15 protein-coding genes and 1 rRNA gene are annotated in these 18948 nt (G+C 68.8%); 1 reads left to right on the top strand and 15 read right to left on the bottom strand.

Translation table 11 applies throughout. The features are described 5' to 3' along the window. Positions 1 to 460: 460 nt before the first annotated feature. The 13 genes from A3ES_RS0109410 to A3ES_RS0109470 all read right to left on the bottom strand — a co-directional run bounded on the left by A3ES_RS0109410 (position 461) and on the right by A3ES_RS0109470 (position 14891). Positions 461 to 1111: an NUDIX domain-containing protein gene (locus tag A3ES_RS0109410; protein WP_020386549.1), complete on the bottom strand. Its 651-nt coding sequence runs from the start codon at positions 1109 to 1111 to the stop codon at positions 461 to 463. Beyond that, complete coding sequence (locus tag A3ES_RS0109415; RefSeq protein ID WP_020386550.1) at positions 1108 to 2982, bottom strand: CTP synthase; 1875 nt, start codon at positions 2980 to 2982, stop codon at positions 1108 to 1110. The genes A3ES_RS0109410 and A3ES_RS0109415 overlap by 4 nt, the downstream gene beginning before the upstream one ends. Before the next feature lie 21 nt (positions 2983 to 3003). Then, on the bottom strand, positions 3004 to 4029 hold the full coding sequence (locus tag A3ES_RS0109420) for a glycosyltransferase family 4 protein (RefSeq protein ID WP_020386551.1): 1026 nt from the start codon (positions 4027 to 4029) through the stop codon (positions 3004 to 3006). Next, positions 4026 to 5582, bottom strand: coding sequence for a murein biosynthesis integral membrane protein MurJ (murJ, locus tag A3ES_RS0109425; RefSeq protein WP_237744896.1), 1557 nt, complete (start codon positions 5580 to 5582; stop codon positions 4026 to 4028). Before murJ ends, A3ES_RS0109420 begins: the two co-directional genes overlap by 4 nt. Positions 5583 to 5658: 76 nt before the next feature. After that, positions 5659 to 6471 carry a hypothetical protein gene (locus A3ES_RS0109430; protein WP_020386553.1) on the bottom strand — a complete coding sequence of 271 codons (813 nt, stop codon included), beginning with the start codon at positions 6469 to 6471 and terminating at the stop codon, positions 5659 to 5661. 1 nt (position 6472) lies between these two features. Beyond that, on the bottom strand, positions 6473 to 7417 hold the full coding sequence (locus A3ES_RS0109435) for a copper transporter (protein ID WP_020386554.1): 945 nt from the start codon (positions 7415 to 7417) through the stop codon (positions 6473 to 6475). Further along, complete coding sequence (gene steA / locus A3ES_RS0109440) at positions 7414 to 8595, bottom strand: putative cytokinetic ring protein SteA (protein WP_020386555.1); 1182 nt, start codon at positions 8593 to 8595, stop codon at positions 7414 to 7416. The genes A3ES_RS0109435 and steA overlap by 4 nt, the downstream gene beginning before the upstream one ends. Positions 8596 to 8693: 98 nt before the next feature. After that, positions 8694 to 10427, bottom strand: coding sequence for a DNA repair protein RecN (gene recN / locus A3ES_RS0109445; protein ID WP_020386556.1), 1734 nt, complete (start codon positions 10425 to 10427; stop codon positions 8694 to 8696). Then, on the bottom strand, positions 10427 to 11365 hold the full coding sequence (locus A3ES_RS0109450; protein ID WP_020386557.1) for an NAD kinase: 939 nt from the start codon (positions 11363 to 11365) through the stop codon (positions 10427 to 10429). Before A3ES_RS0109450 ends, recN begins: the two co-directional genes overlap by 1 nt. Before the next feature lie 27 nt (positions 11366 to 11392). Then, on the bottom strand, positions 11393 to 12208 hold the full coding sequence (locus A3ES_RS0109455) for a TlyA family RNA methyltransferase (RefSeq protein WP_040454280.1): 816 nt from the start codon (positions 12206 to 12208) through the stop codon (positions 11393 to 11395). A 16-nt stretch (positions 12209 to 12224) separates the two neighbouring features. Next, complete coding sequence (locus A3ES_RS0109460) at positions 12225 to 13136, bottom strand: hypothetical protein (protein WP_020386559.1); 912 nt, start codon at positions 13134 to 13136, stop codon at positions 12225 to 12227. A gap of 1 nt (position 13137) precedes the next feature. Then, positions 13138 to 13665, bottom strand: a complete 528-nt coding sequence (locus tag A3ES_RS0109465) for a phasin family protein (protein WP_020386560.1) — start codon at positions 13663 to 13665, stop codon at positions 13138 to 13140. A gap of 116 nt (positions 13666 to 13781) precedes the next feature. Beyond that, positions 13782 to 14891 (bottom strand): HAD-IIA family hydrolase, encoded by a 1110-nt coding sequence (locus tag A3ES_RS0109470; RefSeq protein ID WP_020386561.1) that lies wholly within the window; start codon positions 14889 to 14891, stop codon positions 13782 to 13784. A 24-nt stretch (positions 14892 to 14915) separates the two neighbouring features. On the opposite strand from A3ES_RS0109470, the gene A3ES_RS0109475 reads away from it, so the two are divergent. Then, the gene (locus tag A3ES_RS0109475) at positions 14916 to 16079 is read left to right on the top strand and encodes a DUF1015 domain-containing protein (protein WP_020386562.1); all 1164 of its coding nucleotides are present in this window, start codon (positions 14916 to 14918) and stop codon (positions 16077 to 16079) included. Positions 16080 to 16194: 115 nt separating this feature from the next. Here the strand turns inward: A3ES_RS0109475 and A3ES_RS0109480 are convergent, their stop codons facing one another. Together A3ES_RS0109480 and rrf are read right to left on the bottom strand one after the other, a co-directional pair. After that, entirely contained in the window at positions 16195 to 17115 is a 921-nt protein-coding gene (locus A3ES_RS0109480) for a tetratricopeptide repeat protein (protein ID WP_020386563.1), read from the bottom strand. A 1557-nt stretch (positions 17116 to 18672) separates the two neighbouring features. Next, a 5S ribosomal RNA gene (gene rrf / locus A3ES_RS0109490) occupies positions 18673 to 18790 on the bottom strand. Positions 18791 to 18948 lie beyond the last annotated feature (158 nt).

Raw genomic sequence — 18948 nt, forward strand, 5'->3', positions numbered from 1 at the left:
GCCGGCGATCGACCGCAAAACAGGCACTATGTCCTGTCGGTCGGGACACATGGAATCAGCTCGGGTGCACGACGCGCAGCCGCCGTGGCGAAGGCGCGGACCGCTGCGCACGCACGGCCTCGCCCTGACGGCCGACACGCCGAGGGAAGCGGTTGCTGACCGAAGACGGGTATGCGCGGGCGTCCGGAGTGCCCTGGTGCTCGCAGAATTCGGCGCAACGACCGCGCGGGTCGAGGCGCTGTAGGTGGCGACCCCCTCCCGGCATCGTGCCCCAAGGGGGGTCGTCGCCGTCGGCCTCTCTGCCGCCAGCCGAACCCACCGGTGGTGGGCTCCGACCCCCAACGGTGACCTTGAACAAGGTGCACCCTGTTCAAGGACACCAGAAGGTGTTCAAGCCCACCACTGGTGGGCTCGGTCGACGATATAGCCGATGCTGCGCCCAAGTTGGATGTGGCTGCCCTTAGTCCTTGGCCGGCCAAGGGGAGTCGGCCGGGCGGAGGTTGTCGAAGCCTGGGCCGTTGAGGGCTGACCAGGCGGCTAGCGCGCCCATCACCAAGATCGGGTTGTGGAGGTCTCCGGCCAGTACTGCGCCCACGACGTCGACCAGCGGAGCCCAGACGGTCTCCATGTCGGCTTCCTCGTGGAGGCGGTTGTAGGTCTCGGTCGCCTCGGACAGGTCCCGCGCCAGGAAGATGCGCACCGCCTCGTTGGTGAGACCCGGCGACGTGAAGGCGTCCACCAGCACCCGCCAGTCGGCAGCTTTGGTGGCAGCCTCTTCCCAAAGCTCACGCTCAGCCCCGAGCCGGTACTCCTCACCCGCGACGTCAAGCAGCCCAGCAGGCGGCTCTAGCAGGCGGTAGCCGACCGGATGCCGGTACTGCCGGACCAGCAGCATCCGGTTGTCCGGGTCCAGCGCCACCACCCCGACAGCGCCGGGGTGCACCACCACGTCCCGCACGAAGGACTCGCCACCATTCGGCGGGACCACGTGGTCACGCCGTACGGAGATCACCCGGCCGGTCGAGTGGACGACCTCCGACGAGGAGATCTCCCAGGCCTCGCGCGAGTCTGCCAGCCCGGCGCCGAAGCGGAGTACCGGGTGGTCGGTCATCGCGCCTTCGCAGTCTCAGCCCCAGCAGTTCCAGCGGCGCCAGCAGCGCCAGCAGCGTTGGAGCCAGCGCCCTTGGACTCAGCCCCCTTCGCCTTGGCAGCACCAGGCTTTGCAGCACCACCACCGGCAGCACCGGCACCAGCAGAAGCAGAGCCACCAGACTTGCCAGCAACTGCAGCAGCACCAGAACCAGCCGGCTTGGCGACGTCCTCAACCGGCAGCCGCGACTCCCGCTGCCGCACCAACGCAGCAGCGATCAACCCAGCGAACAGCGGATGCGGCTTGGTCGGCCGCGAGCGGAGCTCCGGGTGCGCCTGGGTGGCGACGAAGTACGGGTGCAGCGAGCGGTCCAGCTCGATGAACTCGACCAGTTCGTTGTCCGGCGACGTGCCGCTGAACACCAGGCCGGCCGCCTCCAGCTTGTCGCGGTAGGCGTTGTTGACCTCGTACCGGTGCCGGTGGCGCTCCTGCACCGACGGCGCGTCGTACAGGCTGCGGACGATCGAGCCCTCGGCCAGGTTCGCCGGGTAGAGGCCGAGCCGCATCGTGCCGCCCAGATCGCCGGTGCCGTCGACGATGTGCTTCTGCTCCTCCATCGTCGCGACGACCGGCTGCTCCGCGTCCGCGTCGAACTCGCTGGAGTTCGCGTCGACCAGGCCGGCCAGGTCGCGGGCGACCTCGATCACCATGCACTGCAGGCCGAGGCACAGCCCGAGGATCGGGATGCCAGTCTCGCGGGCATACCGGATCGCGCCGATCTTGCCCTCGATCCCGCGGACGCCGAAGCCGCCCGGGATGCAGACCGCGTCCACGTCCCCGAGCAGCCGCGCGGCCGCCTCGGGAGTGGCGCACCCGTCGGAGGCGATCCAGCGCAGGTTGACCTTGGCGTCGTTGTCGAAACCGCCGGCCCGCAGCGCCTCGGCGACCGAGAGGTACGCGTCCGGCAGGTCGATGTACTTGCCGACCAACGCGACCGTGACCTGGTCGGCCGGCTGGTGCACGACCCGCAGCAGCTCGTCCCAGCGGGTCCAGTCGACATCGCGGAACGGCAGGTTCAGCCGCCGTACGACGAACGCGTCCAGCCCTTCGCTGTGCAGCACCTTGGGGATGTCGTAGATGCTCGGCGCGTCCGGCGCGGCCACCACGGCCTCGACGTCGACGTCGCACATCAGCGAGATCTTGCGCTTCACGCCGTCCGGGATTGGCCGGTCCGCGCGGCACACGATCGCGTCGGGCTGGATACCGATCGAGCGCAACGCCGCGACCGAGTGCTGGGTCGGCTTGGTCTTCAGCTCACCGCTGGGACCCATGTAGGGCACCAGCGAGATGTGCAGGAAGAACACGTTGTCGCGGCCGACGTCGTGCCGGACCTGGCGCGCGGCCTCGAGGAACGGCAGCGACTCGATGTCGCCGACCGTGCCGCCGATCTCGTGCAGGACGACGTCCACGTCCGGGCCGGCCATCGCCAGCATCCGGTCCTTGATCTCGTTGGTGATGTGCGGGATCACCTGGACGGTGTCGCCCAGGTACTCGCCGCGGCGTTCCTTCGCGATCACCGACGAGTAGACCTGGCCGGTGGTGACGTTGGCGACCTGGGAGAGATCCCGGTCGAGGAACCGCTCGTAGTGCCCGATGTCCAGGTCGGTCTCGGCGCCGTCGTTGGTGACGAACACCTCGCCGTGCTGGAACGGGTTCATGGTGCCGGGATCCACATTGAGATACGGATCCAGCTTCTGCATGGTGACCCGGATGCCCCGTGCCGTCAGCAGACTGCCGAGGCTTGACGCTGTCAGCCCCTTGCCGAGACTGGATGCCACGCCACCGGTGACGAATACGTGCTTGGTCTGCTGCCCGAACGAAGCTCTGTCCACGGGCTTTTAGCCTACCTCTTGTCAACCAGTGGTCGCGACGAGACCCGCGTAGATGTCGAGCAGATTCTTTGCGACTTCGTCTTCATCCGGCCATCCTGCGGCCAATTCCAAGCCTGCTGTCCGCATAGCGGCCGCCTTCGCGGGATCAGAAAAAACTTCCCGTACTCCGGCCGCCAGCCCCTCCGCATCCCCCGGAGCAGCCAGTACTGCGCTGTCGCCCACCAACTCCGGTACGCCGCCAACCGCCGTCGCCACGACCGGCACTCCGGCCTGGACCGCCTCCTGCAGCACTAGCGCCCGCGCCTCCCAGTGCGAGGTCAGCAGGAACACGTCAGCCGCGCCAAGCAGGTCGGCGACGTCGCTCCGGTGCCCCAGCAGCCGCACCGGGAGGCCCTCGGCGTCGATCCGCGCCTGCAGGTTGTCCCTGAGCGGCCCGTCCCCCACGACGGCAAACACCGCCTCCGGCTGCTTAGCCGCAACCGCAGCCGCCACGGACAGTAGCGTCGGGTAGTCCTTCTGTGGCGCCAACCTGCCCACCGAGAGGACCAGCGGCTCGTCCCCCAGCCCCAACGACTCCCGGACCACGGCGGCCGGCGTACGGGTCTCTGGCAGAGCGGGAGCAGCTACGGGCGCCAACTCGGCCTTCCGGGCGCCCAGGGACTTGGCGAGCTCTACGAGGTCGCTAGACGCCCCTAGGGTCAGGTCGGCTCCACGAGCAACCAGTCGCTGCCCAAGCCGCATGACGAGCCCACGCGGCCCAGTAGTCAGTACTGCGTTGTGCCACGTCACCACGAGCGGCCGGAGCCGTGCCCGGTCGCGCAGAGCCGCAGTACCGGCCCGGTAGCCGTGGGCGTGGATCACGTCGCACCCGCGCAGCCCAACGGTCTGCGCGACCACAGTGGCCTCGCCGAAGTCGAAGTGGTCCGTAGTACCGGGAGGACCGCAGAGGACGACCTCATGGCCGGCCTCGATGTAGCGCGGCACCAGTGAAGCGACGTGCTGCCCGATTCCGCCCCGGGACTCCGCCAGCAGCAAGCCGATCCTCATGACGTCTCCTCAACAACGGTTGGCACGCCACGGCGCAACAGCGCTCGGGCGTCCGGACGGTCCAGGGCGACAGCGACCACGGCGTACACGATCACGACGGCCAGGCCGGACAGTATCGAGAACAGCAGGGCACTCCCCCAGCCACCATCCGCGGCAGACAACGCCACTACCCAGCCGGCTGCCCCCGCCAGCACAGCTCCCACCAAAGCAGCGACGGTCGCACGTGGCAAGCCGGTGACGGCACCGCCGCCGGCGACCTTGCGGAGCACTACGAGGAGGACCACTGCACCTGCCAGCATGCCGACCGACATTGCGGCCGCCAGAGCCCCAACCGCGTCTACCCCGTCCCACCGCAGCGTCAGCAGTACGCCGACCACAGCGACGGCCAGCCAGGCGCCACCCGTCACTAGTGCAACCTGCCGACCGGCATGCCGCGCGTAGAGAACTCGGCCTAGATGCATCAACACGGCAAAGCCGATGATCGCTGGAGCGAAGGCGACGAGCCCTGCGCCCAGCGACGAGGCCTGCGCCTCCTGCACGCGCCCGTCGTTGTAGGCGAAGATCCGGGCGACCGGGACCGCAGTACCGACTAGCAACGCGGCACCGGCTCCCCCGGCGAGCATGACGGCTCGCGTTGAGGTAGCGGCGTACAAGTCGAAGGCAGTTGACTCGCCGGACTCAAATGCAGCCGCCAGCCGAGGAAAGACTGCAGTAGTGATCGGGACAGCCAGTACTGCGTATGGCAGCAGGTAGACCGCATTGGCCCACGTGTAGACCGCGATACTCCCTGCAGCACCTCTGTGGTTCGCCAGGTAAGTCGTCACGACAAAGGCCAACTGCTGGGCAACCAGTACGGCGAGGCCGGCCAGCGCGAGCTTGCGTAGAACCGGACCGACACCTGGATCGAGTCGCAGCGTCGGCCTGATCGGCAGGCGTAGCAGCAGCATCGGGACGAGCACAGTGAGCGCTAATGCCAGCACACCTGCAGTGGTGCCCCAGGCAAGCAAGTCGGCGGCTCCCTGCGATGCCTGGTCAGCGGTGGGAGCCGCAGCGGCGAAGAGGAAGTAGGTCGCTACCACCACGAGGCTGGAGATCAGCGGAGCTACTGCACCTGCAGCGAAGCGCTTGTGGGACTGCAGGACGGCCGTGGCGACCACAGCGATCGCGTAGCCGAAGACCTGGGGCACGAAGATCAACAGCATCCGGGTCGCCGTGCTGCCGGAGCCGGCGCACTCTGGTCCTGCATCCAGTATCGCTGAGGTGTATTGCGAGGCGAAAACCCAAGCCAGCAAGGCGAACGGCGTCAGCAGTACCAACGACCAAGTCAGCAAGGCGCCGATGATCCGACCTTGCGCGGCCCGATCGCCACGAGCAACCGGCCCCGCCAGAACCGGGATCACCGCACCAGCGAGCGCACCGCCGACGACGATCTCGAACACGACGTTCGGCAGTTGATTCGCGGTCGCATACGCGTCGGCAAGACACCCAGCACCAACCGTCTTGGAAAAGACCAGCCACCGCCCAAACCCAACCACCCGCGCAAGCACCGTCACACCTGCAACGAGCAACGCTGCCCGAGCGATACGCCCGCCCGTACTCACGGCGTCACCCGCGATATGCAACGGCCCCTCACCGGGGTCGTCGGCCCCACTGGTCGAGCTTGTCCAGTACCGGGGTGTTCGCGATCACTTTGGTGAAGCTGACCTTCTCGCTCGCCAGGTTGAGCGCGACAACAGCGCCAAGAGCTAGCACCTTCAACGGTCGCGGCAGGGCCGAAGCCAGCGCAGTACCGGTGATCGCGCCGAGACCGTTGGCTCCGCAGTCACCCAGCATCGAGCGCTCACCCAAGTCAGACGGCGCAGCAGCCGCGGCAGCACCGACCACAGCCGCCGCAGGACCTCCAGCGACCACCGCAACCGGCCCGCTAACCGCAGTGATGCCCTTCAGCGCGCGCCCCGGGCGAAGATCCAGCAAATTAGCAAGATTCGCAGTACCAGCAATCAAGGCGCCATCGGCAACGATCTCGACAGCCGCACCCAACCCCTTCGACCGCCGAGGCAGCAAAGTTGCGGCAGCCAGACCAGCAGCTCCAACGCCGAGAATCTTCACGGCCCCACTCGTCACCTCACCACGGCGCAGTGCAGTCAGATGACCCCGAAATCCTTTGGTTTCGGTCGCCCCGGCAAGATCGTCATACGCACCGACAGCACCCGACACCGACCCCGCAAGCAACGCAGCGGCCTTGACCCGACCATCCGAACGACTCGCCGCAACCCCTGCCAGCGCACCGAGCACGGCGACCGGACCTTCCAGCAACGTGACCGTCTCGCCCCGGTGGTTGGTCCGCTCGAGCGGCGCGCGGCTCTCCTTCGGCAGCTTCGCGGCCGCGCGCTCGAGCCCGGCCGTAGCGGCAGCGGCGATCACCGCACCCAACAGACCCATCTCAGTTGTTGCCCTTCACCATGTCAGCCGACGGCGCGACGCCGTTCTTCGCATCGACCCCGCCGTACTGGCCCGCCTTGCCACTTGCCTGCTCGACCAGCGCGAACACGACCGTCGCCCGGCCGCTCGGAATGTCGGCGACGTCGACCGAGGACAGCGCCTTGGTCGCGTCGGCATCGCCGCGCAGCGACTTCAAAAGCCCGCCGTTCTCCGCCGACGCGGGCATCCCAGCGACCACCACACCAGCGCTGGCCTCATCAAGACCCTCGCTGAAGTCCACCGCATCGTTGTACGACGAGTTGTCCGGCACTGGCGTCGGCGGCTTGGCGGCGACTACGACGATCAGGCTGGCCCGGTCCTTGGGCGTCTTCAGCGAGACCAGCTTCGCGCTGGCCAGCCCGTTGATGATCTTGGTCGACTCCGAGTCGACCGGCTTGGCCTCTTCCTTGGCCGCGATGCCCCGGGCCAGGATCATCCCGGCACGCTGGTAGGTGTTGCTCTCGGCCGGGAACTGGATGTCGCTGGTGACGAGGTCGTTGACCAGCGGCTCGACCAGTTGACGCTGTCCCGGGTCGAACAGCTTGCTGTCCAGCGAGACCCGGGTGGTGACCTGGCCGCCGGCCTGCTCGATCGCTTCCTGGATCAGATCCGTCATGTCGCCGGTGGCGTTCGGCATCGTCACCAGCGCGATCCGCTTGTTCGCCAGCTTGCCGTCGGTCAGGCCCGCGGTCACCTTGGCGACGTAGTCGTCGCGGTACTTGTCCAGCGCCTTGGCCTGCAGCAACTGCTGGCGCTGGTCCTCGACCGTTGCCCGGTCTTTGTTGGCCTGCGCCTGGACCAGGTCGCTGCCCGTGCCCTTCAGCGGCCCGGCACCCAGCACCACACCGGCGCCGAGGGCGAAGAAGATCGCCACGATGGAGACGATGTGGTAGCGAAAGTCGATCACGTGAACAGCTCCCGGATCCAATAGACAAAGTCGTTCCAGCGCGCCCGCAGGATCGACCAGAGCACGTCGTCGGCGCCGATGGCCACCATCGCCACCCCGAGCGCGAACAGGCCGGCCACGATCAACGAGGCCACCTGCATGGTCGACACGCGGCTTCGGTAGAGCCGGCCGACGCCCTTGGCGTCCACCAGCTTCGCACCGACCCGCAGTCGGGTGATGAAGGTGCTCGCCATCCCGGAGCGCCCCTTGTCGAGGAACTCCACCAGCGAGTTGTGGGTGCCGACCGCGACGATCAGCGACGCACCCTTGGAATCGGCCAGCAGCATCGCGACGTCCTCGCTGGTGCCGGTGGCCGGGAACTCGATCGAGTCCACCCCGAGCCGCTCCAGCCGCTCCGATCCCGGCGCGCGGCCGTCCCGGTAGGCGTGCACGACGACCTCGGCGCCGCACTTCAGCGTCTCGTCCTTGACCGAGTCCATGTCGCCGACGATCAGGTCGGGCACGTAGCCGTTCTCCACCAGCGCGTCCGCGCCGCCGTCGACGCCGATCAGGACCGGCCGGTACTCCCGGATGTACGGCCGCAGGGCGACCAGGTCTTCGCGGTAGTCGTACCCGCGGACCACGATCAGGACGTGCTTGCCGTCCATCGACGTGTGCACTGCCGGTACGCCGACGCCGTCGAGCAGCAGGTCGCGCTCGCGGCGCAGGTACTCCAAGGTGTTCGCGGTGAACGCCTCGAGCTGGGTCGACAGGCCCGCGCGGGCGTCGTCCATCAGCTCGGCGACGGACTGGCTGTCCTGGCAGACACCCTTCGCGACGACTTCCTCACCGCGGTACAGGATGCCGTCGTGCAGCCGGACCCGCTCGCCCTCGTGCAGGATCGAGAAGACCTCGCGGCCGATCCCGTCGACCAGCGGGATGCCCGCCTCGACGAGGATCTCCGGGCCGAGGTTCGGGTACCGGCCGCTGATCGAGTCGGCCACGTTGACGACCGCGGCGACCCGGCAGTCGACCAGTGCCTCGGCGCTGACCCGGTCCAGATCGACATGGTCGATGACCGCGATCTCGCCCGGCTTCAGACGTTTGGTGAGATTCTTGGTACGGCGATCGAGCCGGACCACCCCGGCGATCCCGGGCAGTTCAGGTGGGCGTGCTCTCCGCAGGCTGGGCAGTTTCATCGCGTTACTCATCCTGCCATGTCAAGAGCCCTCCGCCCGCCTTTTACACCGCCCGGGCAGCCCTCCATGCCTATCTACCCCGGTGACAGTGCGTTAAATCATCCTTTTGAACCAGACTTCTTCTTCGGCTTCTTGTGACGTTCCGCGGCCAGGGCAAGGAGCTCTTCGGCGTGCGCCTGGGCGGCGTCGGAGTTCTCCAGGCCGGCCATCATCCGGCTGAGTTCCTTCAGCCGGGCATCGTCGTCCAGCGCTACCAGGCCACTGGTAGTGACCGAGCCGTCGTCGCTCTTCAACACCACAGCGTGACGATCCGCGAACGCGGCCACCTGCGGCAGGTGCGTCACCACGATCACCTGCGCCTTCTCCGCCAGCCGGGCCAGCCGCTTGCCGACCTCGACCGCGGCCCGCCCGCCGATACCGGCGTCGATCTCGTCGAAGACCAGCGTCGGCACCGGATGCGTGTCCGACAGGATCACCTCGAGCGCGAGCATCACCCGCGACAGCTCACCACCCGAGGCCGCCTTCTGCAGCGGCCGAGCCGGACTGCCCGGGTTCGCCGCGAAGCAGAACTCGATCTCGTCCGCTCCGAAAGGTCCCGCCGCCGTCTCGTGGATCTCCACGGTCAACTTCGCGTGCGGCATCGCCAGCCCACTCAGCTCCTCGGACACCGCCACACCCAGCCGGGCCGCCGCCTCGCGGCGCGCAGTACTGACCTGGTCGCCGAGATCCTTCAGCTGGGCCCGGAGCTCGGTCAGCTCCGCGGTGAGCTGCTCGACGCGCTCATCGCTGCCCTCCAGCTCGGCCAGCCGCGCCGCGGCCCGCTTCGCCCACTCCAGCACCTCGTCGACCGTGCCCTGCTCGGCGCCGTGCTTGCGGACCAGGTTCGTCAGCAGGGAACGCCGATCACTCACCACGGCGAGCCGCGCGGGATCCGTATCCACATCCGCGGCGTACGACGAGAGCTCGCCGGCCAGGTCCGCGGCGAGATAGCCGAGTTCGCTCGCGCGGTCGGCCAGCTCGGCCAGCTTCACGTCGTGCTCGCGCTCCCCGTCCAGCGCCTGCTTCGCGAGGGCGAGCAGACCGAGTACGTCGGCCGGCCGGGTGGAGTCCAGGTCTTCCGAGGCGAGCGCTTCGCCGGCGGTCGTTGCCGCAGTACGGAGGCCGTCTGCGTAGGCGAGTCGCTCCTCCTCGGCCGCGAGCTCGACATCTTCGCCGGGCAGCGGTTCGGCTTTGGCGACCTCCTCCAGACCGAAGCGCAGCAGATCCGCCTCGGCCAAGCGGTCGCGCTCGCGCGTGGTCAGCTCGGTCAGCTCGGCCTCGATCTCACGATGCCGCCGGAACGCCGTCGAGTACTCGCCCAGCGGAACGAGAACCGGCTTCCCAGCAAAGGTGTCGAGCGTCTCGCGTTGCCTGGCCGGCTGCAGCAATCGCCATTGGTCAGCCTGGCCGTGGATCGCGACCAGATCGCCGGACACCTCGGCCAGCACCGAAACCGGCACCGAAGCGCCACCCAGGAAGGCCCGCGAACGCCCCTCGGACGACAGTTCACGCGCGATCAGCAACTCGTCGTCATCCAGCTCGCCGCCACGATCCTCGGCCTGCTGCACGATCGACCTCGGTACCGCGCTCGCGCGCCCCTCGACCCGCGCACGCCGTACCCCGTGCCGGACCAGGCCGCTGTCGGCCCGGCCGCCAAGCAGCATGTTCACCCCGGTCACGACCATCGTCTTGCCGGCCCCGGTCTCGCCGGTGACCGCGGTGAAGCCCGGATCGAGCTCCAGCGTGGCGTCCTCGATCACGCCCAGTCCGGTGATGCGGATCTCCGAGAGCACTATTTCTCCTCTTGTGCGCTTCGCTTGCGCGCTGCTGCGCCCCGCCAGCCGAGGACCGGCAGGTCGAACTTCGCCACCAGCCGGTCGGTGAAGGACACCTCGTGCGCCCTCGCCAGCCGGACCGGAGTCTTGCCACGCCGGACCTGGATCCGGGCACCAGGCGGTACTTCGACCATCCGCCGGCCGTCGCACCACAGCACTCCGCGCCCGTGCCACGCGGCGATCAGCTCGATCGACAACTGCGACGTCGGCGCCACCACGATCGGCCGCGAGAACAACGCATGCGCGCTGAGCGGCACCATCAGGATCGCCTCGACCTCGGGCCAGACGATCGGCCCACCGGCGGAGAACGAGTACGCCGTACTGCCGGTCGGCGTCGCGACCACGACACCGTCACACCCCCAGCGCGACAGCGGCCGGCCGTCGACCTCGACCATCACCTCGAGCATCTTCTCGCGGGCCGCCTTCTCCACGCTGGCCTCGTTCAGCGCCCAGGTGTCGAAGATCAGCTCGTCGTCGTACCAGACGTCGACCGCGAGCGTCATCCGCTCCTCGACCGTGTAGCTGCGCTTGACCACCACATCGACGATCCGGTGCAGGTCGTCGCGCTCGGCCTCGGCGAGGAACCCGACATGGCCGAGGTTCACGCCCAGGACCGGCGTACCGTGCGGGCGGGCCAGCTCGGCACCGCGCAGGATCGAGCCGTCGCCACCGAGCACGATGATCAGCTCGACGTCGAGCGCGGCCTTGTCCGGGTCGTCGGCGATCTCGACCGGGTCGAGTTTCATCGCCTCGGCCTCGTCGGTGAGCAGGCGGATCACCAGGCCGGCGTCGGCCAGCAGCCGGTGGGCCTCACGGGCCACCTCGACGGCCAGCTCGCGGCCGGTATGCGTCACCAGCAGCACGCGCCGCGGTTCGGACACCGGCTGCTCAACCACGGGGACCTGCCTTCCGAGTCATACGGGTCATTGCGGGCCGCTCTCGATAGCGGTCCGGAGCATCGTCTCATCGAGCGGAGGCGCTGTACGGCGTATCCACAGGAAGTATTCGACATTTCCTGATGGACCCGGCAGCGGACTGGCCGCGACTCCGGCCACGCCCCAGCCCAGGTCGGCCGCTTTCCGGGCCACGCCACGGACGGCGTCGGCGCGCAGTACCGGGTCGCGGACGACACCGCCTTTGCCCAGCCGTTCCTTGCCGACCTCGAACTGTGGTTTCACCATCAGCACCAGGTCGCCGTCCGGCTTCACCACGGCGAGCAAGGCGGGCATCACCAGCGTGAGCGAGATGAAGCTGAGGTCGCTGACGACCAGGTCGACCGGGTCGCCGCCGATGGCCTCGAGGGTCAGCGTGCGGACGTTGGTGCGATCCATCACGGTGACGCGCTCGTCGGTCTGCAACGCCCAGACGAGCTGCCCGTAGCCGACGTCGACCGCGATCACGCTTGCCGCGCCGTTCCTGAGCAGTACGTCGGTGAATCCGCCGGTGGACGCCCCCGCGTCCAGGCATCGGCGATCCTTCACCTGGATTTCGGTGAATGCCTCCAGTGCGCCGACCAGCTTGTGCGCGCCCCGCGACGCGTACCCCGGATCGTCGGTCTCCGAGGTGTCGACCAGGATCGCCGCATCGGCACCGACGCCCGTCGCCGGTTTGGTCGCGACCGTGCCGGAAACCTTCACCTTGCCCGCGAGCACCAGCTCACTGGCCTGCTCCCGCGATCGCGCCAGCCCACGCCGTACCAGCTCAGCATCCAGCCGGGACCGCTTCACCCCTTTAGCCATGGTCCCCCGCGGTCACTCAACCCCGGTCGCCATGGTCGGCGTCCGCCTCCACCAAAGCACTCTGCAGCCGCTCATGCAGATCCGCATAAACCTCCGCATGCTCCCCCACAGGCCGCTCCCGCAACCCATCCAGCCGCTCCATCGTCTCCTCCACCAACGGATGCACCCCATCCTCTCCGCCATCCTCAGCCCGTACTACGGCCGCAGACGCGGAGGGGGCAGACGCGGATGCCGCTGGCGCTGAGTGCGCTGGCGCGGGAGCTGCGGGTGTAGGGGCTGGCGATGTAGGGGCCGCGGGCGCAGCGGGCCGCGGAAACGCCTGCCCGGGCGCGGGCGCCGCGGACCTGGCGAACGCCGGGGAAGACGACGGCGCCGCAGGCCTGGCGAACGCCTGCCCAGGGGTCGGCACAGCCGGCCGAGGAAACGCGCTCTCCTGTGCCCGCGCCGGAGGCACATCGTCCGCCTGCGCCGGAGGCGCATCGTCCGCCTGCGCCTGCGCAGCAGGCGCTTCATCGGTAGCCGCAGCAGACGCCGGCGACGGTGCCTCGTCGGCGGGCGGCTCAGGTGTGGGTTCGGTTTCGGTGTCGTCTGACCAGTCGTCCAGGCCGTCGTCTACGAAGGAATGCCGTGTGGCTTCTTCCGCCGGAGGCTCTTCCAGGGAAGCCTCGAAAGCCTGCTCCGTGTCCTCGGGCTCTTCCGGCGTGGGGTCGCCGTACACGGTGAAGCCCGCCAGCAAGGGATCCGTGTGCGGCCGCCCCTGCAGAGTGGGGTTGACCCAGGCACTCGGCTGCTCAGACTCGTACTGCGAATCCGGCCCGGGCTCGCTGTCGTAGTCGGGCTCAGACTTCTCGTCGGGCTGGGGCTCGAAGCCCGGCTCGACGTCGGGGTCGACCGCCGGGGGGAACTGCTCGCCGGGGTGATCGGTCACGTCACGCCTTCTTCGCCGGGGCCTTCTTGGCCGTCTTCTTCGCCGCCGTCTTCTTCACAGCGGTCTTCTTGGCCGCGCTCTTCTTGGCCGCCGTCTTCTTCGCGGCAGTCTTCGTCGCGGCCGTCTTGGTCGCGGCAGTCTTCTTGATCGGCGGAGTCTTCACCGCCGCGGCAGCAGGTGCCGCCGAGGTAGCAGCGACCAGAGCATCATTCGCATCGGCCAGCTCGCGCTCGAGCCCATCGACCCGCCGGCTCAGCGCCGCGACCTCTTCGGACCGCACGAACCCCAGCCGCGCCACCGCGCCCTCGACCTCGTTCGCCACGATCGCCTGCAGCAGCTGGCGGTTGCTCTTGCTGGTGGCAACGATCTCCTCGGCGAGGTCACTCACCTTGGTGGTCACACCGGACGTCAGCGCGTCAGCGCCGGTCTGCTGCAGCAGGGCCTTCGCGGCCTGCTGAGCACGCTGCTTCGTCACCTCGGTCAGGCCGTTCGCCAGCTGTACGTAGCCGCGCAATGCATCCATCACCATGACTGCCTCCGTGTTAACTCTGTCCCGGCACCGGCGTCCCGGTCTGGGCTTCGTTGCCAGCCACGGTATCGCGCTGCCCCCGCAATACCAGCCCACCCATGCCTTCCGCCAGCTGGCTATTTGCTCAAGCCCACCCGGTGCAGCGCCTCGTCGATCCTGATCGACCCCGGCTCCGGAGCACGCTTCGGCAGCGGCCGCCGCCCGCGGGAGGTCTTGGCCGCAGTCTTCGCGACCGGCTTGGCCGGAGCGTCCACCGCTGCCCAGGTCGCCGACAGGATCGCCCGCAACCCGTCGTACGGCTCGCCTTCGCCTGTCACCGCCACAGCGCCGTCAACCACCGTCGCCGCCCAACCCTCGCACCTGTGCTTGCCGCCCTCGACCGTCACGCCCGGGTGCTTCTCCCGCAGGGCGCCCAGCCCAGCGCCGATGTACGTCGGCCGCTCGTTCTTCGGCGCCGCCGCGAGGTCATGGGCGTCGTGCACGCCGGTTGCGACCCACAGGCTCGCGATCCCGACCGCCTGCGCGCCGGCGATGTCGGAGTCCAGCCGATCCCCGATCATCAACGGCCGCTTGGCCTCCAGCCGCTCGATGCTCGTCTCCAGCAGCGGCGGCTCGGGCTTGCCGGCCACGACCGGATCCACCTCGACGGCCGCCCGGATCGCCTGTACCAGCGTGCCGTTCCCGGGCGCCTTGCCACCCGCCGTCGGGATGGTCAGGTCGAGATTCGTCGCGTACCACTTGGCGCCTTCGTTGATCGCATGAGCACCGTCCGCGAGCATCACCCAGTTCACGTCCGGGTGGAAACCCTGTACGACGGCCACCGGGTGCGCGTCGCTGCTCCGGACCGGCCGCAGCTCGTACTCCTCCAGCGCCGCGATCAGCCCTTCACCGCCGACCACGAGCACCGGCGATCCCTTGGGGAACTCCTTGGCGATCAGCTTGGCCGCGGCCTGCGCGGAGGTGACGACGTCCTCGCCGATCACATCCAGCCCGAACGACGCCAGGTGCTCGGCGACCACAGAGGCCGGACGGCTCGCGTTGTTGGTGATGTAGCCGATCCGCATGCCCTCTTTGGCGGCCTTGCGCAGATTGTCCGGCGCGTCCGGTACGGGATCTGGGCCGACGTACACGACCCCGTCCAGGTCGAGCAGCGCCACGTCGTACCGGCTGGCGAGCGGTTCGTCACACGCCGACAGCGGGGCGGGCGATTCCTGTGCCTTGGTCATGCTTCCCCCCGTACGATGCCGCCCATGTCAGAAACGTCCGCAAGCGCGTTGCGGCTCGACCCGCTGCGGGCCTGGCGGTTCGTCGCGGGCAAGGTGAGCGCACTCGGTGCGGTGACCTCGCCGCCGTACGACGTACTGGAACCCGCCATCGTCCGGCGGCTGACTGACTCTGATCTCCACAACATGGTGAGGCTCATCCTTCCACGCGATCCCGACCTGGGTCCCGGCCGGTATGACGAGCCCGCGCGCAGGCTGGCCGACTGGCAGCGTGACGGGGTGGTGATCCAGGACCGCAGCCCTGCTCTCTACGTCTACGAGCAGCAGTTCCAGGGCGCGGTGCTGTGTGGTCTGGTCGGGTCGCTCGCGCTCGATCCGGCCCGGCGGGTGGTGCTGCCGCACGAGAATGTGATGCCGCACTGGGTCGACGACCGGTTCGAGCTGATGGAGGCGACGGACGCCGATCTGGAGCCGATCCTGCTCGCGTACGGCGGTGGCGGTGCGGCCAGCGACGCGGTGGATGACGCCCGATCGGGTGAACCCTGGCTCGTCGCCGACACCGAGAACGGCGCCCATCACCAGATCTGGCGGATCGACGACCCGGAGACCCTCGCCAAGATCGCCGATGAACTGGCCACCCACGAGGCGCTGATCGCCGACGGTCACCACCGCTACGCGGCGTACCTGGAACGCAACCGGCGTGAACCCGACCGCGAAGGCACGGAAGTCGGCCTGGCGATGCTGGTCGACAACGAGCGGCACCCGCTGACCCTCGACCCAATCCACCGCGTCGTCCCCGGGCTCACACTCGACGTGGTGTCATCCCGTACGCCGCCCGGCTGGCAGGTGCTCCCCGGACGGGTGGAAGGCGTGCCGGACCGCATCGCCATCACTGACGGCACCTCCTGGGTGACACTGCAGTCCACAGAGGGTCAGGTGACGCCGACAGTCGCCCTACTGCACGAGGAGCTGCTGCCGGCTTGGGGAGTGCCCGCAGACGAGATCACCTTTCACCACGCACTTACCGACGCAGTAGCCCTCGCAGGCCCTCAGCAGGCCGCAGTAGAGCTCGTAGCACCCCGGATGGACCAGGTACTCCGCTCAGCCCTCCGCGGCGTCATACTCCCCCAGAAAGCAACCTCCTTCGGCCCCAAACCGCGTGTAGGCCTCCTCTTCCGCATGCTCAGCTGACCGCCCGGCGTCACGCCGCTTTCTCGTCGCTCCCCCAGCACCGCACCCGGGCAACGCAAACGGCCCGGGCAGGCAGCGGATTCCTCCACCACCCACCCGGGCCGTTCCAGCTACTTCAGTCCTTCAGCTTCCCATCGACCTGCTCGTCACCCTCAGCAGCGTCGTCGTCCTCAGCGTCGCCGGCCGATTCATCCGCCGACTCGACCTCGTCCTCGACGTCGACCGCATCCTCAGCTCCGCTGTGCTCAGCTTCATCGTCGCCAGCATCGGCCTCGTCGTCGGAGTCGACCTCGTCGGCGTCGGCGTCAACCTCATCGTCGTCAGTGTCGGCCTCATCGTCGGCTTCGGTGTCGACGTCAGCCTCGTCGGTGATCTCGAGGTCGTCGGTTGCCTCTTCGAGGATGATTTCGGCGTCGTTCTCGTCGTGGCCCAGGTCGGTGAACTGGAGGCCCTCGAGTTCGGCGGCGCGCTCAGCGGCTCCGGTGGAACCGTCCGCGTCGGCGCCGGCTGCGCGGTGGAACCAGACCAGTGCTTCCTCGGTCCGTCCCGCCTCAGCCAGCGCATCGGCGTACGCGTACCGCAGACGCGGCAACCACTCCGCGCGAGTCCGCTTGGTCAGCTCCGGTATCTCGAGCGTCTGGATCGCCGCCGCCGTCTGCCCCATGTCCCGCCGGGCCCCGGCCGCCACGATCAGCATCTCGATCTGCGAACCCTCTTCAAGCCCGATGACCTGCTTCTCCCGCGACAGCGCCAGCGCCTTCTCCGGCCGGCCGAGCGCACGCTCGCAGTCGGCCATCGCCGGCAGCACCTCATGGTTCCCGGTCATCCGCCGTACCGCGCGGAACTCGGTCAAGGCCTCGTCATAGTGCTCCGACAGGTACGCCGTGACAGCCACAGCCTCCCGTACTCCGCCCAGTCGCGCCGCGAGCCGCCGCGCAGTCTTGGCGTGCAGGTAGGCGAGCTCCGGGTCGTCTTCCAGGAGCTGCCCGGACGCCACCAGGTGCTGCGCGACCAGGTCGGCGAGGGTACGCGGCAACGACCGAAGCTCGGCCTTCGCCCCACGATCGAGCTCCGCACCGGTGATCCCGGGCGGAATGACCGGGTCATCCTTGCGCGGACCGACCCTCTCCTCGTCCTGACGCCCGGTCCCACGCCCACCACGCTCGCCACGCTCACGCTCGTTCCGCCGGCCACCGCGCTCCTCGCGCCGCGGCCCAGACCGGTCATCCCGACGCGGCCCAGACCGGTCATCCCGCCGGGGAGCCGAACCCTGGTACCCGGTCCGCTCATCGCGCCGAGGCACAGACCCGGTCCGCTCATCACTACGCGGCCCAGTCCGCTCGCCACCCTTGAACCCGGTAGGCCGCCCATCCCGAGGAGGTCCAGACCGCTCCTCCCGCCGAGGCGCAGGCCGATCATCCCGCCGCGGAGCACTCCGGTCGGACCCACCCCGGTCATCGCGACGCGGCGCACTGCGCTCATCCCGGCTGTACCCACCACGCTCATCACGCTGCGGAGCACTACGGTCATCGCGCCCATACCCACCACGGTCGTCGCGACGCGGGGCGCTGCGCTCATCACGCTGCGGAGCACTGCGCTCATCGCGCCCGTACCCGCCACGGTCGTCGCGACGCGGCGCGCTGCGCTCATCGCGGCTGTACCCACCGCGGTCGTCGCGCTGCGGGGTACTGCGGTCGTAGCCACCCCGATCATCGCGACGCGGCGCACTGCGCTCGTCACGGCTGTACCCACCGCGGTCGTCGCGCTGCGGGGTACTGCGGTCCTCTCGGTTGTAACCACCACGGTCGTCCCGGCGCGGGGCACCGCGGTCGCCACCGCGAGGAGCGGAGCGGCCGTCGGAACCTAGGCCGGAGCGGTCGTCGCGGCGTGAACCACGGTCGTCGCCACGGTTCGGCAGCTGGCCGCGGAACGGATCGCGGCCAGGCTCGCCCTTGTCGTCCCATCGCGTGTTCCGCTTCGGAGCCGGCTTGTCGTCCCGACGCGGACCAGACCGGTCATCACGACGAGGAGCCGAACGGTCGTCTCGCGAAAAACTCGACTTTCCCGGACCGCCCGTCCCACCACTGCGCGGACCACCAGTAGAGCCACCCGTACGCGGAGCCCCACCACGCCCGTCGCCAGAAGCACTCCACGAACCGCCCGCGGAGCCACCACGTGAACCACCCGAGGAACTACCCCCGCGAGGACCGCCCGTAGAACCGCCACGGGGACCACCCGACGAGCTACCGCCCCGGGGTCCACCAGTAGAACCGCCACGGGGTCCACCAGTAGAGCCGCCACGGGGAGCACCGGACGAGCCACGAGGGCCGCCGGAGGAGCTGCCGCCGCGGGGACCGGAGTCCGAACCGCCGGAGCGAGGACCTCCAGTGTTACCGGAACGTCCGCCGCCGGCACGACCCGATCCGCCGGACGAACCACGGCCGGAGCGATCGCCCGGACCAGAGCGGGGGTTGCGAGGTGGCGTAGCCACGGTGACTCCTATCGGTCGTACGAGGTGATGACGCGCTCAGACAAAAGTACAGGCACAAACATTAAGGGCCACCCGGTGTGGGTGGCCCTTAACAGTGTGAATGTCCGGCGACGTCCTACTCTCCCACGACCTCCCGGTCGCAGTACCATCGGCGCTGTCGGGCTTAACTTCCAGGTTCGGAATGGAGACTGGGTGTTTCCCCGACGCTATGGTCACCGTAACTCTATAGAAATATCAACCAACCACCGTGCGAGTCACCGAAACCCCTGGGGGGGGTTCGGGCTGGGGTTGACCGTATTTCGGGAACCGTATAGTGGACGCGTACATGTTTTCAGCAGCAGGGTCTCTTGTTGACCACACATGGTGGTGTTGAGACAA

Origin of the sequence: Kribbella catacumbae DSM 19601 (assembly GCF_000372465.1) — a bacterium.
GTDB lineage: Bacteria > Actinomycetota > Actinomycetes > Propionibacteriales > Kribbellaceae > Kribbella > Kribbella catacumbae.

What these genes read in the sequence shown, in the direction of transcription:
- A3ES_RS0109410 (WP_020386549.1), bottom strand. Translation starts at nt 1,111, where the DNA reads ATGACCGACCACCCGGTACTCCGCTTCGGCGCCGGGCTGGCAGACTCG.
- A3ES_RS0109420 (WP_020386551.1), bottom strand. Translation starts at nt 4,029, where the DNA reads ATGAGGATCGGCTTGCTGCTGGCGGAGTCCCGGGGCGGAATCGGGCAG.
- A3ES_RS0109430 (WP_020386553.1), bottom strand. Translation starts at nt 6,471, where the DNA reads ATGGGTCTGTTGGGTGCGGTGATCGCCGCTGCCGCTACGGCCGGGCTC.
- steA (WP_020386555.1), bottom strand. Translation starts at nt 8,595, where the DNA reads ATGAAACTGCCCAGCCTGCGGAGAGCACGCCCACCTGAACTGCCCGGG.
- A3ES_RS0109455 (WP_040454280.1), bottom strand. Translation starts at nt 12,208, where the DNA reads ATGGCTAAAGGGGTGAAGCGGTCCCGGCTGGATGCTGAGCTGGTACGG.
- A3ES_RS0109465 (WP_020386560.1), bottom strand. Translation starts at nt 13,665, where the DNA reads ATGGTGATGGATGCATTGCGCGGCTACGTACAGCTGGCGAACGGCCTG.
- A3ES_RS0109470 (WP_020386561.1), bottom strand. Translation starts at nt 14,891, where the DNA reads ATGACCAAGGCACAGGAATCGCCCGCCCCGCTGTCGGCGTGTGACGAA.
- A3ES_RS0109475 (WP_020386562.1), top strand. Translation starts at nt 14,916, where the DNA reads ATGTCAGAAACGTCCGCAAGCGCGTTGCGGCTCGACCCGCTGCGGGCC.